The following is a 14410-nucleotide window of genomic DNA, read 5'->3' as shown; positions in this document are numbered from 1 at the left end:
ACCGCACTGCCTAGAATGCCGGGCAATGACCACAGAGCCCACCCTGCGCCGACCGATCCGCGACCTGCCCGACGAACTCATCAGCCAGATCGCGGCCGGCGAGGTGGTCGAACGGCCCGCCTCCGCCGTGCGCGAGCTGGTGGACAACGCGCTCGACTCCGGCGCCACCCAGATCGCCGTGCGCCTGCTGGCCGGCGGCGTGCGGCTGATTTCGGTGGAAGACGACGGCAGCGGCATCCCTCAGGAAGAACTGCCGATCGCCCTGCGGCGCCACGCCACCAGCAAGATCACCAATCTGCACGACCTCGAATCCGTGGCCACCATGGGCTTTCGCGGCGAGGCGCTCGCAGCCATCGCTTCGGTGTCGGAAATGGCCCTGCTGTCGCGCACCGCGGAGCAGGCCAGCGCTTTTCTGCTGGATGCGCGCAGCGGCGAGCTGCGGCCCGCCGCACGCAGCCAGGGCACGACGGTGGAAGTGAAGGAACTGTTCTTCGCCACGCCGGCGCGGCGCAAATTCCTCAAGACCGACGCGACCGAGCTGGCCCACTGCATCGAGGCCGTGCGCCGCCACGCGCTCGCCCGGCCCGATGTGGGTTTCGCCATCTGGCACGAAGGCAAGCTGGTCGAGCAGTGGCGCGCCACCCTGGCCGCTGGCGACGAGTCCGATGGCGCGCTGCAGCAGGCGCTCGACCGGCGGCTGGCCGACGTGCTGGGAGAGGACTTCCTCGCGGAATCGGTCGCCGTGCGCCACCGCCACGGCGCCATCACGGTGACCGGCCGCGCCGGCCTGCCGGATGCGGCCCGCTCGCGCGCCGACCAGCAGTTCTGCTACGTGAACGGCCGCTTCGTGCGCGACAAGGTGCTCACGCACGCCGCGCGCGCCGCCTATGAGGACGTGCTGCACGGGCAGAAGCAGCCCGTGTATGCGCTGTACGTGGCCATCGACCCGCTGCGGGTGGATGTGAACGTGCACCCCACCAAGATCGAGGTGCGCTTTCGAGACAGCCGCGAGGTCCACCAGGCCGTGCTCCATGCGGTGGAGAACGCCCTGGCCGTGCCCCGTGCCCAGGCACTCGCCGCGAGCGGCGCCACCGAGACGGCGCCAGGGGAGGCCGCCCCGGCGCCCGCTCCCGGGATGGCGCCCAGCTGGAAGGCGCAGGCGGCGATCCGGTTCGATGAGCCCGTGGTCGGCCACCGGGTAACCGACCTGCAGGCGCTGTGGGGATCGCCCAAGGGGCCCGGCGTCGGCGCACAAGACGGCGCCTTCCCGGCCGGCGTGCAGGAGCCGCGCGCCGAATGGGGCCATGCCGGCGCAGCCGGCGCCGCGGCGGCCGGCACCGTTGCCTGGACTCCGCCCCCCTCCCCGCAGACCACCCCCTCTTCAGCGGCCGACGTGACGCCTGCGCCGCCCGCGCCGGACGACGACGCGCCGGCCTGGCCCCTGGGCCGGGCCGTGGCGCAGATCCAAGGCGTCTACATCCTCGCGGAGAACGCCCACGGTCTGGTGATCGTGGACATGCACGCCGCGCACGAACGCATCGTGTACGAGCGGCTCAAGGCGCAGGTGGACGGCAGCGAGCGCATCGCCAGCCAGCCGCTGCTGATCCCGGCGACCTTCGCCGCCACGCCGCAGGAAGTGGCCACGGCCGAGGCCCAGGCCGACACGCTGTCGATGCTGGGGTTGGAGATCGCCCCCTTCTCCCCGAAGACGCTGGCCGTGCGCGCCGTACCCACCTCGCTGGCCCAGGGCAATGCGGTGGAACTGGCACGCAGCGTGCTCGCGGAGTTGTCAGCACACGACGCCAGCACCGTGGTGCAGCGCGCCCGCAATGAAATTCTGGGTACGATGGCCTGCCACGGCGCCGTCCGCGCCAACCGCCGGCTCACCCTCGACGAAATGAACGCCCTGCTGCGCCAGATGGAAGTCACCGACCGGTCCGACCAGTGCAATCACGGCCGCCCCACCTGGCGGCAACTGTCCATGCGCGAGCTGGACGCCCTCTTCCTGCGCGGACGCTGACCCCCCGGCGCCGCAGGCCATACGGATTCCACCCATGCCACTGCGCCGCCACCACCCCCATCACCTTCGCTCCGCGTGCCAGGGCTATGGCGTGGCAGCCCTGGCGACCATCGCCGCCCTCACGCTGCCGGCCCACGCGGGGCGGCCCCTCACGGTCGACGACGCGGGGGTGAATGCCCCTGGCGAAGGGCATGTAGAGGTGTGGTGGGAAGGCGTGCACCGCGACCGCGGCGCCTTCTATGCAGCGCCGGCCTATGCCCCGGCGGCGCTGCCGGGCCTGGAGCTGGGCGCCCTGCTGGCGCGCGATCTGGACGGCCGCGCCACGGTGCAAAGCGTGGTGGCCAAATGGCAGTGGACGCCGCCGCCCGAGCAAGGCTGCCATGCGGCCAGCAGCGTGGGCCTGTGGCACACCCACCGGGAGCCGCGCAGCACGCGGGCCCTCAACCTGCTGGGCACCTGCATCGCCAGCTGGGGGGCCGTGCACGCCAATGCCGGCACGCTGCACACGCCCGATCACCGCTGGCTGCCCACCTGGGGCGCCGCCGTCGAATCCACCTGGGGCGCGGTCACGGCGCACATCGAGGCGTTCGGCCAGCGCGGCGGTCCGCCCACGTTCCAGACCGGCGCACTGTGGGAATGGACGCCGGGCTGGCAACTGGATGGGGTCGTCGGGCGCCGGCAAGGCAGGACCCTGCTGAGCATCGGCGTCAAGCACAGCTTCTGACGCACCCCGAAACGATGGCCCGCCGGCGACGCTGCTGCCGGCAGGCCGTCGACCGACGGATCAGTCGTCCCGCGCCGCCTTGGCGTGGTCGGGGAAGTCCGCGAACACGCCGTCCACGCCCAGGCGGTAGAACATGCGGTATTCGGCCTTCGGGTCGCCCTTGAAGTCGGAAGCCAGGCGGCGCGCCTCGCTGCGGAAGGTGTACGGGTGCACGAAGAGGCCGGCCGCGTGCGCGTCGGACACGACGGAGGTCGCGGGCATCATCACGCGGTCGCGCTCGTCGATCTTGCCGTCGCCGTTCAGGTCGTCGGGCTGGCCGTCCTTGTTGTCATCCACCAGCTTCGAGGGGATCAGGTACGGCTTCCATGGGCCGATGCCGTCCGCATAGGTCTTGACCTCCTTCAAGCCCGCAGGGGTCAGCAGGCTGGCGAAGGTGCGCTGGTCGCCGGCCACGGCGAAGTCGTAGGGTTTGTCGTAGGGCGCGGTCAGGTCCATGCTGCCGTCGGCCTTGATGTCGTTGGCGTCCACCAGCTGCACCAGGCGCACCTGGGTCTTGGTGCGCAGGTACTTGAGGTTGGACACTTCGAACGACTGCAGGATGACGGGGGACGCCGCGGTGGTGTAGCCGTACTGCGAGAGCGTGGTGAGCAGCCGGTCCTCGAGCTTGAGGTTCAGGTTGGCGTGGTAGGTGGGGTGCTTGGTTTCGATGTACACGCCCACGGTGCGGCCCACGCGCGTGCCTTCGGACCGGGCGAGGTCCAGCACCTCGGCCAGCGTCGGGATCTGGTACTTGCCGTTGAACGACTGGTCGCGCTCGGCCAGGGGCTGGATGGCGCGCAGGGTCTTGATCTCGGCCAGGGTGAAGTCGGAGGCGAACCAGCCTTCTTCCTGAACGCCATCGACCATCTTCTTGGTCTTGCGGCTGGCGAATTCCGGGCGCTGCGACACGTCGGTGGTGCCGGTGATGTTGGGTTCGTGCCGTGCGATCAGCACGCCGTCCTTGGTGGCCACGAGGTCCGGTTCGATGAAGTCCGCGCCCAGCTCGATGCCCTTCTTGTAGCCTTCCAGCGTGTGGTCCGGCAGGTAGCCGGCGGCACCGCGGTGGCCGATCACCAAGGGCTTGGCGCCGTTCAGCGTGGGGAAATCATCGTCGTTGCCGCCACAGGCGGCCAGGGCGGCAGCGGCGGCCAGGGCCAGCGCGGCCCCTTTGAAACCAGACAGGTGCATTGCTTTACCTCGTTGATCGTTGATCGTTGAAGTGCGCCACTGTGGAGGCGCCACATGACAGGACGGTGACTCGGGGAACTTTGTCGCCGCAGCGGTATCTCGGCGCCGAACGCACCGTTGTTGTGCGTTGTTGCCCCACCTTGCACCGGAGTGCGCATCCTACGGGCCACCCCGTCCAGCCGTCACGGCCTATCGATGCTGCGCTGCAGCGTCAATCAGCGCTTTTCCGGGCTCCGGCCCTGGGCAGCGGTGCCGAAATCAGGCCATCTCTCCAGCACAATCCGGATGTAACAAAGCGCATCGACGGGCGCGTTTCTTGCAAAAGCCGGAAAAGCCGGAGATTTCCCGATTTGCTATTGAAAAGTGAGCAATCAAGGCAATCAAAACGCCGGCATACCCGCTGAAACACTGCCATAGAACTTTCCCGACACCGCGGCACTCAGTCCTACCCATGAAACGCTGGCCCCTCCTTTCATCCATCGCCCTCGCCATGGCCGTCACGGCAGGTTGCGCCACCCTCGACGCCAAGCAGCGCGAGTGGATCTTCCAGCCCAGCGACCGTGCCTGGGGCGGTGCCCAGTCCACCGACGACATGGAAGATGTCTGGATCGCATTCGACTCGCAAGCCACCGGCAAGGCCGAGAAGCTGCACGGCCTGTGGCTGCCGGCCGCCAAAGCCGATGCGCCCGTGCTGCTGTACCTGCACGGCGCGCGCTGGAACGTGTCGGGATCGGCGGGCCGCATGCGGCGCATGCAGAGCATGGGCTTCTCGGTGCTGGCGGTCGATTACCGCGGCTTCGGGCGCAGCAGCGCGGCCCTGCCGTCGGAGACCACGGCCCTGGAGGACGCCCGCGCCGCGTGGGACTGGCTTGCGCAGCGCGCGCCCGACCAGCCGCGCTACATCTTCGGCCACTCTCTCGGCGGCGCCATCGCCATTGACCTGGCGGCGATGGTGAACGACGAGAAGGGCACCATCGTGGAAGGCACCTTCACCAACATCCCCGAGGTCGTGGCCACGTTCAAATGGGGTTGGCTGCCGGTGTCGGGCCTCATCACGCAGCGCTTCGAGTCGGCGCGCAAGGTGGCCCACATCGGCTCGCCGCTGCTGGTGGTGCACGGCAGCGACGACAGCCTGATCCCGCCCACCCTCGGCCGCAAGCTGTACGACGCCGCGCAGGAACCCAAGCGCTTCGTGCTGGTGGAAGGCGGCACGCACCACAGCACGAACACGGTGGGCGAGCCGCAGTACCGCGCCGCGCTGGCGGACCTGTTCCAGGTGTACTGATCCGGCCGGCGTGCGCGGCGACGGCCATCTGCGCTCCCGGTCGGGTGGCGCCCATCTGGTAGGCTCGCCCGCATGTCCGTCCCCCCTTTCGCTGCGGCGGGCCAGGAGCCGCCGGCCGTGGCCGTCGCGCCGGGTCTGGCCATCACCGTGCTCGCGCTGCTGCTGAGCCTGCAGCCCGTCACCACCGATCTCTACCTGCCTGCGCTGCCCTCCCTCACGCGCAGCCTGGACGCACCCGTGGCGTCCGCCCAGCTCACGCTCAGCGCGCTGCTGCTGGCCTTCGGGTGCTCGCAACTCGTCTGGGGGCCGCTGTCGGACCGCTTCGGCCGACGGCCGGTGCTGCTGGCAGGTCTTTCCATCTACACCCTGGCATCCATCCTGAGCGTGCTCGCCCCGTCGATGCAATGGCTGATCGGCTGGCGCGTGGCGCAGGGCGCGGCCATGGGCGCGGTGGTGATGTGCGCCCGCGCCATCGTGCGCGACCTCTACACGCCGGCACTGGGCGCGCGCGCGATGTCGCGGGCCCTCACCGGGCTGGGCATCGCGGCCAGCCTGTGCGCACCGGTGGGCGGGCTGCTGACGGAGTGGCTGGGCTGGCGCGCGGCGCTCTCGGCACTCACCGCCTATGGTGTGGCCACGCTGGCCGTGGTCGCCCTGGGCCTGCCCGAGACGCTGGCGCAGCGCAACCCACACGCCCTGCGGCCGGCCACGCTGGCACGCACCTGGGCCACGGTGCTGCGGCACCGCACGTTCTGGGCCTATTCGCTGCTGACCACGGCCAGCTACGGCGGGCTGTTCACGTTCCTGGCGGCATCGTCGTTCGTCTTCATCGAGGCCCTGGGACTGTCGCGCCCGCAATACGGCGCCGTGCTGCTGTCGACCGCGCTGGCGTACCTGGTGGGCACGGTGCTCTGCCGGCAGCTGCTCGCGCGCCTGGGCGTGCGGCGCACCGTGGCGGTGGCCGGCGCCGTCAGCCTGCTCGGCGGCACGCTGATGGCCGTGGCGGCCTTCGCCGGCTGGCATGCGCCGCTGGCACTGCTGCTGCCGATGTGCGTGTTCATGGTGGCGCATGGCATCCACCAGCCCTGCGGGCAAAGCGGTGCGGTGGGCCCGTTTCCACAGGCGGCCGGCGTGGCCTCGGCCCTGAACGGCTTCATGATGATGCTGGTGGCCTTTGCCGTGGGCCGATGGGTCGGCGCGCGGCTGGACGGCACCGTGTGGCCGCTGGTGCACGGCGTGTGGGCCTGCTCGGCCGCGCTGGCGCTGACCGCCTGGACGCTGGTGCAACGACACGGAGAGCCCCATGCGCCTGCCTGAAACGCTGCCCTGCATCGCGCTGGCCGGCCCCACCGCCTCGGGCAAGACGGCGGGCGCCCTGGCGCTGGCCGCATCGCTGGCGCCGCATTGCCCGGTGGAGATCGTGAGCGTCGATTCGGCGCTGGTGTACCGCGGCATGGACATCGGCACGGCGAAGCCGACGCCCGCCGAGCTGGCCGCGGTGCCGCACCACCTGATCGACATCCGCGACCCGTTGCACGCGTACAGCGCGGCCGAGTTCGTGGCCGATGCGACCCGCCTCATCGCGCAGATCCGCGCCCGCGGCGCGCTGCCGCTGCTGGTGGGCGGCACCATGCTGTACTTCAAGGCCCTGCTGGACGGCATCGACGACATGCCGCCCGCCGACCCCGCCGTGCGCGCCGAACTGGAGGCCCAGGCCGCCGCCATCGGCTGGCCCGGCATGCACGCCGAACTGGCCCGCGTGGACCCGATCACAGCGGCGCGCCTGGCACCGGCCGACAGCCAGCGCATCCAGCGCGCGCTGGAGGTGTGGCGCATCGCAGGGCAGCCGCTGTCGAGCTTTCATACGATTAAAAAAGGAGCAGAAGACGGCGCCAATACGGCGGTGGATGCCCTTTTCTCTCTGGAACCCGAAGACCGCGCCTGGCTGCACGGGCGCATCGCCCAGCGCTTCGACGCCATGCTGGACACGGGCTTCGTCGATGAAGTGCGCCGGCTTCGGGCGCGCGGCGACCTGCACCCCGACCTACCCTCCATGCGCTGCGTGGGCTACCGTCAGGCCTGGGAGGTGCTGGATGCCGAGGCGGCCACCGGCGCGCTGGACCTGGCCGGCCTGCGCGAGCGCGGCATGGCCGCCACCCGCCAACTGGCCAAGCGCCAGGTGACCTGGCTGCGCAGCATGCCGGCACGCCACGCCATCCCCTGCGATGCCCCCGGCGCCACCGAGCGGCTGGTGCAGGCCGTGCACCGGCGGCTGGCCGACCAGGCCGCGGCATGAGCGCCGCACCGCACAGCAACGCAGGCCCGGCGACCGCCGTGCTGCGCGTCGAACAGTTGGGCAAGCGCTACGGCGAGGCCGACGTGTTCGCGCAGGTGGACCTGGCCGTACACCCCGGCGAGTTCGTGGCCATCGTGGGCGAATCGGGTGTGGGCAAGTCCACGCTGCTCAACTGCCTCGCGGGCCTCGATACCTGGGACACGGGCCGCATCGTGCACGGCGGCACCGACCTGTCCACGCTGGACGACACGCAGCGCGCCCTTTGGCGGCGCGCGCACGTGGGCTTCGTGTTTCAGGCCTTCCACGTGCTGCCGCACCTGGACGTGGCGCAGAACGTGGCCCTGCCGCTCATGCTGCTGGGCCGTGCCGATCCGGCACGGGTGGCACACATGCTGGCCGCCGTGGGCCTGGAGGGCCTGGGCGATCGCCTGCCCCAGCAACTGAGCGGCGGACAACTGCAGCGCGTGGCCATCGCCCGCGCGCTGGTGCACCGCCCCGCCCTGCTGCTGGCCGACGAGCCCACGGGCAACCTCGATCCCGCCACGGCCGCCCGCGTGATGGACCTGCTGCTGGCCCAGACGCGCGAACACGGCACGGCGCTGGTCCTGGTCACCCATTCGGACGCCGCCGCAGCCCGGGCGGACCGGCGGCTGCGCCTCACGGCCAGTGGCATGGCACCTTCCGCCGGCCAACCCGGTCCGGTTGTGCCGCCCACGACCTGACCGGCACCGCCCTCCATTCTGATGCTCCGCCTGCTGCGCACCTTCTCCTGGCAGGAAATGCGCCACCACCCCTGGCGCGCCGCAGCCGCCGTGGCCGCCGTCATGCTGGGCGTGGCGTTGGCCTTCGCGGTGCATGTGATCAATGCATCGGCCCTGTCCGAGTTCGCGCAGGCCGTGCGCAGCATCAACGGCCAGCCCGACCTGGAACTGCGCGCCACCCAGGGCAGCCTGCCCGACGCGCTGTATGGCCTGGTCGCCACGCATCCGCTGGTGGCACGCGCCGGGCCGGTGCTGGAAACGTCCGCCCAGGCCAGCCTGCCCGGAACGGCGGGGTCCGCGGCGGTGGCCTTGCGCGTGCTGGGCGCCGACGCGTTGCTGCTGCCGGCGATGGCCCCCGCCCTGGTGCCCCGGGCCTTCGAAGGCGCCGACCGGCTGGCGCTGCTGGCGCCGGCCACGGTGTTTCTGAACGGCGCGGCCCTGCAGGCACTCGGGCTGCGCGGCGATGCCGTGGTGCCGGCACTGCAGCTGCGCACGGGCCTGCAGGTGCACACGGTGCGCGTGGCGGGCACGGTGGCTGCGGGCGGCGCGCCGCTGGCCGTGATGGACATCGGCGCGGCGCAGGACCTGTTCCAGCGCGGCGGGCAACTGAGCCGCATCGACGTGCAGTTGCGCCCCGGCGCCAGTGCCGACGCCTTCCGCCAGGCGCTGCAGGCCCTGCCCGGCGCATCGGCCGGCGTGGCCGTGCTGCAGCCCGGGGATGCCACCGCGCGCACCAGCAATCTGTCGCGCGCCTACCGCGTCAACCTGACCGTGCTGGCACTGGTGGCGCTGTTCACCGGGGCCTTCCTAGTGTTCTCGGTGCTGGCCCTGAGCGTGGCGCAGCGCGCGCCGCAGTTCGCCCTGCTGGCCGTGCTGGGCGCCACGCCCCGACAGCGGCTGGCCCTGGTGCTGGCCGAGTCGGCGGCGCTGGGCGCGGCGGGCAGTGCCGCGGGCATCGCGCTGGGCACGGCGCTGGCAGCGCTGGCGCTGCGCTGGCTCGGCGGCGATCTGGGCGGCGGCTACTTCGCCGGCGTGCAGCCGGCCCTGCAATGGAGCGCGCCGGCCGCGCTGCTGTATGGCCTGCTGGGCCTGGCCGCAGCGCTCGTGGGCGGCTGGTGGCCGGCCCGCGCGGCCCAGCAATTGCCGCCCGCGCAGACGCTCAAGGGCCTGGGCGCAGCACTGGGCGGACCGCAGCGCGGTGGGCTGGCGTTGCTGCTGATGGCTGGCGGCGCACTGTTGGCCGGCGCGCCGCCCGTCTTCGGCATTCCGCTGGCCGCCTATGCCTCGGTGGGCCTTTTGCTGGTGGGCGGCATTGCCCTGCTGCCGTGGATCGTGGGCGGGCTGCTGCGCGGGCTGGCCCCCCTGGCCGGGCGGCACCTGCTGCCCTTGCTGGCGCTGGAGCGCGCGCGCCGCACGCGTGGCACCGCCGCCGTGGCGGTGGGCGGCGTGGTGGCCAGCCTGAGCCTGGCCGTGGCGCTCACGGTGATGGTGAGCAGCTTTCGCGGATCGGTCGGCCAGTGGCTGGATGCGGTGCTGCCCGCGCCGCTCTACCTGCGTCTGGCCAGCACGGCGGGGACCAACGCCGGGACGGACGATGCCGCGGCCTTTCCCCCCGGGTTCGACACCGCGGTGGCCCGGCTGCCGGGCGTGGCGCGCGTGCAAGCCCTGCGCACCAGCAGCCTCTTGCTGGACCCCGCCCGCCCCGCCATCGCACTGCTGGCCCGCCCGCTGGACGGCGACCCGGCCCAGGCGCTGCCGCTGGTGGGCACACCGCTGCCCGTGCCGCCGGGGCGCATCGGCGTGTACGTGAGCGAGGCGGTGCTCGACCTGTACGGCGTGCAGCCCGGCATGGACTGGCCAGCGCTTTCGCAGTCTTTTCGGCCGCTGGCGCAAGAAAGCTCCCGGCAGGTTGCTCCGTTTTTCATAGCAGGCGTCTGGCGCGACTATGTGCGCCAGTTCGGCGCGGTGACGCTGGACCGTGCGGACTTCGTGCGCCTGACCGGCGACACGCGCACGAACGACCTGGCGCTGTGGCCACGGCCGGGTGTGGACGAGGCGGCGCTGCGCCAGTCGATCGAGCGGCTGGTCAGTGCCCCATCGGACGCAGCGACAGCGAGCGGCACGGCGATCTCGGCGGGGGGCGCGCTGGAATTCGCCTCGGCGGCGGGCATCCGCGAGCGCTCGCTGCGCATCTTCGACCGCAGCTTTGCCGTCACCTACTGGCTGCAGGCGGTGGCGATCGGCATCGGCCTGTTCGGCGTGGCCGCCAGCTTCAGCGCCCAGGTGCTGGCGCGGCGCAAGGAATTCGGGCTGCTCGCGCACCTGGGCCTGACGCGCCGGCAGGTGCTGGCCGTGGTGGCCGGGGAAGGCGCCGCGTGGACCGCCATCGGCGCCGTCGCGGGCACCGTGCTGGGCCTGGCCGTGTCGGTGGTGCTGGTGCACGTCGTCAACCCCCAGAGCTTTCACTGGACCATGGACCTGCGGGTGCCCTGGCTGCGGTTGCTGGCCCTTTGCGCCGCCGTGCTGGCCACCGGCACCCTGACCGCCTGGCTGGCGGGGCGCGCGGCCGGGGGACGGCAGGCGGTGCTGGCCGTGAAGGAAGACTGGTAGGCGGGCTGACCTGCATCAACGAAAGCGGGATCTGCCTTCGCCATGGGCGTTTTCCCGAGTGATGCACCATCGTCACAGGCGTTAAATTTTGTTTGCAAGACAGTATTTATTTAGCGATGATTCGGTGTCGATAGTCAATTAGAAAACCGCAAAGCGGACTCTCACGGACATGGCTGACCGGGCAGGAGTGACCCGGTCGTCGAGCCTATCCGGTCAAATCAAGGAATTCGGTATGAAACAAGCACTCGGGCGGCTCCTGGTTGGGTTGACGACCGCTTTGGTCCTGTGCAGCCCCGCTGCCGCGCAATGGGTCTTTCCACCCGGTTCGTCGCTCGACGTTCCCGCGGGAGGCCAGACGGATCTGGGCTGCTCCGCGCTCGACATGCAAGGCACGCTGAACCTCAATGGCGGCACGGTGACCGTGGACACCGACGCCACCTTCAGCTCGGGCTCCAACGTCACGGGCAGCAATGGTGTGATCTCGGTGGGCGGCAACCTCATCTCCGGCGGCAACATCAATACCGGCAACAACACCGTGGTGCTGCGCGACGGCTGCGATCCCGGCAACACCAGCCAGATCAGCGGCAACTTCGTGTTCCAGAATCTGACGCTGTCCAGCACCACCGGCCGCACCTTCGTGCTGCCCGCCGGCACCAACATCACCGTGCTGGGCACGCTCACCGTGCAGGGCGCTCCGGGACAGAACGTGCAGCTCGTGTCGTCCAACGGCACGACGGCCGTGGTCAACCTGGGCCCCAACGCCACCGTGGTGCGCAACTTCGCCACGGTGACCGGCACTGTTCAACTGGGTGCATTGCCCAACCTGGCCGCCATTCCCACCCTCAGCGAGTACGGCCTGATGCTGCTTTCGCTGCTGATCGGCATGGCCATGTTCTGGAAGCGGCGCGACATCGCAGCCCCTTCCCGCCGGATCAGCTGACGGGCATCGCCAGCGGATCCAACCGCTGGAAAAAAGACATTCAACACACTGCTAGACAAGAGAGGGTTTCACCATGTCCAAGAGTCGCCCGCACCGCTACTGGGCCGTTCCCGCACTGAGTTCCGTCCTGGCCCTGCATGCCGCCGGTGTGCTGGCCGCGGACATCACCGTCACGCCCCCTGCCGGCGGAGGGTTCGTCGTCAAAGGCCAGGGCGGCCAGGAACGCCTGCGCGTGCAAGGCACGGGTGAGGTCTATGTGCCCGGCCTGTCCGCCTCGCCCACCAACGCCAGCCTGACTTGCTACAACGCCGCCACGGGCCAACTGACGCAATGCGCCCCAGGTGTGGGCACCGGCGCGACGGGCGCCACCGGAGCCACGGGGGCCACCGGCCCCACCGGCGCGACGGGCCCGGTGGGAGCTACCGGGGTGACGGGTGCCACCGGCGCGGGTGCGACAGGCGCCACGGGGGTCACCGGTGCCACTGGCGTCACGGGTGCGACCGGCGTGACGGGAGCCACCGGCGCGACAGGGACGACCGGGGCCACGGGCACGACCGGCGCCACGGGCGTGACGGGGGCGACAGGTCCGACCGGTGTCACGGGCGCCACGGGCGTGACCGGTGCGACGGGCCCCACCGGCACGACGGGGCCGACGGGGCCGACCGGGCCTCAGGGTACTCAAGGCAATCAAGGGGTTCAGGGCATCCAGGGCGTTACGGGGCCGACGGGTGCCACCGGCGCGACGGGAACCACGGGCGCGACCGGTGCCACAGGCGCAACCGGTGCCACAGGCGTTGGAGGCGGCTTGATGTGGAATACCGCAGCCGTACTTCCCGCTACCACGGCAACGACACTGTTCGTTCCCATGGGAGTGAGCGGACTCGGGGGGGGTGGTTTTGATTTTTCGGGCTGTAGCGGCGGAGCGGCCAGCGGATGCCTGGTCAATCCGACCACCTACGCCAATGTCTCATCACCGGTGTACAAGACCTGTACTACCAAGTCCCTGTATGTGCGCAACTACACCGACAATTCAGGCACGCCACTGGCCATGACAGTGACTCTGTTTCGTACCGGCACGGCCACAGCGCTTGCCTGCACAGTCGCAGCCACCCGGGCAGCAACCTGCACCAGCAGTTCGGCCGTGACGCTGGACACCAGCACGGACACCGTGGCATTGCAGGTCAGCACGACCAATGGTGGCGGATTTCAGAACGGCGGGGCCTCTATCCAAGGCATTCTGTCGGCCACGGTCTACTGCGAATGAGCCATTGACCCGGTCCGCTGGACTGCGGCGGCGCAGCCACTGACTTGCGCTGCAACATGCGCCCTCGCATCTGCCTGAACATGATCGTGAAGAACGAGGCACCGGTGATCACCCGGTGCCTCGCTTCGGTGCGGCCGTTCATTGACCATTGGGTCATCGTGGACACGGGCTCCACAGACGGCACGCAGGACATCGTTCGCCGCTTCCTGCAGGACCTTCCCGGCACCCTGCACGAGCGCCCTTGGAAGAACTTCGCACACAACCGCAACGAAGCCCTGGAACTGGCCCGGCCGCACGCCGACTACCTGCTGTTCATCGACGCCGATGAGCAGCTGCGCATGCCGGCGCAGTACCGGTGGCCTGCGCTCGACGCGGACGGCTACCTCTTCCTGTGCGACATGAACGGCTGGGAGTACCAGCGCAACAGCATGGTGGCCACGCGCGTGGACTGGCGCTGGGAAGGCGTGCTGCACGAATACCTGGCCGCGCCCGCGCACGGGCCCTGGCAGACGCTGGCGGGCCCGGTCATCGAGGTGGCCCATGACGGCGCGCGCGGGCGCGATCCCGACACCTACCTGCGCGACATCGCGGTGCTGGAGCAGGACCTGCGGGAGCACCCGGACAACACCCGCAATGTGTTCTATCTGGCGCAAAGCTACCGCGACGCGGGCCGCCTGCAGGACAGCCTGGAGTGGTACCGCCGCCGCGCCGGCATGGGCGGCTGGGAAGAGGAATCCTGGTACGCGCTTTTCCAGGTGGCGGTGCTGACCGAGCGCCTGCAGATGCCCGACAGCGCGGTGCGCGACGCCTACCTCGCCGCCTACACACAGCGGCCCCAGCGCGCCGAACCGCTGTGCGAGCTGGCGCGCTACCACCGCCTGCGGTCGGAGTTCGCGCTGGCGCACCTGTATGCCCAGCAGGCCGCTCGCATCCCGAGGCCGGCGGACATCCTGTTCGTGGACGGCGCGGTGTATGCCTGGCGCGCGCTGGATGAACTGGCCGTCAGTTCCTTCTACGCCCCCGGCGCGCAGGACCAGGGCCGGGACGCCTTGCGCCAACTGCTGCGCGACCAGCGCTTTCCGGCATCGGAGTCCGCGCGCATGCAGGCCAATCGCACGTTCTACAGGCTGTGATGCCCCGCTGACGGAACGGTCGCAGGCGCTGCGGCGCCCCTGCCGGCCACCCACCACGAGACGGTCTGCCAACCCCAGCCACCGCGCCATGGGGCCGGCCACGTGCAGGCACCGATCGGTCTGCGCCAACTGCTTTTTTCCGCGCGGTGA

11 protein-coding genes are annotated in these 14410 nt (G+C 70.7%); 10 read left to right on the top strand and 1 reads right to left on the bottom strand.

What is annotated here, in order from left to right; translation table 11 throughout:
- Positions 1 to 25 precede the first annotated feature (25 nt).
- The gene (mutL, locus tag AVKW3434_RS11900; RefSeq protein WP_284406005.1) at positions 26 to 2020 is read left to right on the top strand and encodes a DNA mismatch repair endonuclease MutL; all 1995 of its coding nucleotides are present in this window, start codon (positions 26 to 28) and stop codon (positions 2018 to 2020) included.
- 34 nt (positions 2021 to 2054) lie between these two features.
- The gene (locus AVKW3434_RS11895; RefSeq protein ID WP_272568019.1) at positions 2055 to 2744 is read left to right on the top strand and encodes a PA4824 family protein; all 690 of its coding nucleotides are present in this window, start codon (positions 2055 to 2057) and stop codon (positions 2742 to 2744) included.
- Between the two features lie 60 nt (positions 2745 to 2804).
- Here the strand turns inward: AVKW3434_RS11895 and AVKW3434_RS11890 are convergent, their stop codons facing one another.
- A complete protein-coding gene (locus AVKW3434_RS11890; protein ID WP_272568018.1) occupies positions 2805 to 3971 on the bottom strand; it encodes a glycerophosphodiester phosphodiesterase in 1167 nt (388 codons plus the stop codon).
- A gap of 451 nt (positions 3972 to 4422) precedes the next feature.
- Here AVKW3434_RS11890 and AVKW3434_RS11885 point away from each other — a divergent pair, with 451 nt between their 5' ends.
- From AVKW3434_RS11885 to AVKW3434_RS11850, 8 genes are all read left to right on the top strand, one after another.
- On the top strand, positions 4423 to 5256 hold the full coding sequence (locus AVKW3434_RS11885) for an alpha/beta hydrolase (protein WP_284395498.1): 834 nt from the start codon (positions 4423 to 4425) through the stop codon (positions 5254 to 5256).
- 72 nt (positions 5257 to 5328) lie between these two features.
- Positions 5329 to 6573 (top strand): multidrug effflux MFS transporter, encoded by a 1245-nt coding sequence (locus AVKW3434_RS11880; protein WP_284406004.1) that lies wholly within the window; start codon positions 5329 to 5331, stop codon positions 6571 to 6573.
- Positions 6560 to 7552, top strand: coding sequence for a tRNA (adenosine(37)-N6)-dimethylallyltransferase MiaA (miaA, locus tag AVKW3434_RS11875; RefSeq protein WP_284406003.1), 993 nt, complete (start codon positions 6560 to 6562; stop codon positions 7550 to 7552). Before AVKW3434_RS11880 ends, miaA begins: the two co-directional genes overlap by 14 nt.
- Positions 7549 to 8274 carry an ABC transporter ATP-binding protein gene (locus AVKW3434_RS11870; protein ID WP_284406002.1) on the top strand — a complete coding sequence of 242 codons (726 nt, stop codon included), beginning with the start codon at positions 7549 to 7551 and terminating at the stop codon, positions 8272 to 8274. Before miaA ends, AVKW3434_RS11870 begins: the two co-directional genes overlap by 4 nt.
- Before the next feature lie 21 nt (positions 8275 to 8295).
- Positions 8296 to 10923, top strand: a complete 2628-nt coding sequence (locus AVKW3434_RS11865) for an ABC transporter permease (protein WP_284406001.1) — start codon at positions 8296 to 8298, stop codon at positions 10921 to 10923.
- Between the two features lie 232 nt (positions 10924 to 11155).
- Positions 11156 to 11863, top strand: a complete 708-nt coding sequence (locus AVKW3434_RS11860; RefSeq protein ID WP_284406000.1) for an IPTL-CTERM sorting domain-containing protein — start codon at positions 11156 to 11158, stop codon at positions 11861 to 11863.
- A gap of 73 nt (positions 11864 to 11936) precedes the next feature.
- Complete coding sequence (locus AVKW3434_RS11855) at positions 11937 to 13127, top strand: collagen-like protein (RefSeq protein WP_284405999.1); 1191 nt, start codon at positions 11937 to 11939, stop codon at positions 13125 to 13127.
- A 56-nt stretch (positions 13128 to 13183) separates the two neighbouring features.
- Positions 13184 to 14260 (top strand): tetratricopeptide repeat-containing glycosyltransferase, encoded by a 1077-nt coding sequence (locus AVKW3434_RS11850; RefSeq protein ID WP_284405998.1) that lies wholly within the window; start codon positions 13184 to 13186, stop codon positions 14258 to 14260.
- Positions 14261 to 14410: the final 150 nt, after the last annotated feature.

The sequence above is a fragment of the Acidovorax sp. SUPP3434 genome (assembly GCF_030159015.1).
In the GTDB taxonomy this organism is placed as follows: Bacteria; Pseudomonadota; Gammaproteobacteria; order Burkholderiales; family Burkholderiaceae_C; genus Paracidovorax.
This window is presented reverse-complemented; position numbering and strand designations above follow the sequence as displayed.

Excerpts from the sequence above, each read along its gene's own strand:
- mutL (WP_284406005.1), top strand. The coding sequence starts at position 26 with ATGACCACAGAGCCCACCCTGCGCCGACCGATCCGCGACCTGCCCGAC.
- AVKW3434_RS11895 (WP_272568019.1), top strand. The coding sequence starts at position 2,055 with ATGCCACTGCGCCGCCACCACCCCCATCACCTTCGCTCCGCGTGCCAG.
- miaA (WP_284406003.1), top strand. The coding sequence starts at position 6,560 with ATGCGCCTGCCTGAAACGCTGCCCTGCATCGCGCTGGCCGGCCCCACC.
- AVKW3434_RS11855 (WP_284405999.1), top strand. The coding sequence starts at position 11,937 with ATGTCCAAGAGTCGCCCGCACCGCTACTGGGCCGTTCCCGCACTGAGT.
- AVKW3434_RS11885 (WP_284395498.1), top strand. The coding sequence starts at position 4,423 with ATGAAACGCTGGCCCCTCCTTTCATCCATCGCCCTCGCCATGGCCGTC.
- AVKW3434_RS11865 (WP_284406001.1), top strand. The coding sequence starts at position 8,296 with ATGCTCCGCCTGCTGCGCACCTTCTCCTGGCAGGAAATGCGCCACCAC.
- AVKW3434_RS11880 (WP_284406004.1), top strand. The coding sequence starts at position 5,329 with ATGTCCGTCCCCCCTTTCGCTGCGGCGGGCCAGGAGCCGCCGGCCGTG.
- AVKW3434_RS11890 (WP_272568018.1), bottom strand. The coding sequence starts at position 3,971 with ATGCACCTGTCTGGTTTCAAAGGGGCCGCGCTGGCCCTGGCCGCCGCT.
- AVKW3434_RS11850 (WP_284405998.1), top strand. The coding sequence starts at position 13,184 with ATGCGCCCTCGCATCTGCCTGAACATGATCGTGAAGAACGAGGCACCG.
- AVKW3434_RS11860 (WP_284406000.1), top strand. The coding sequence starts at position 11,156 with ATGAAACAAGCACTCGGGCGGCTCCTGGTTGGGTTGACGACCGCTTTG.
- AVKW3434_RS11870 (WP_284406002.1), top strand. The coding sequence starts at position 7,549 with ATGAGCGCCGCACCGCACAGCAACGCAGGCCCGGCGACCGCCGTGCTG.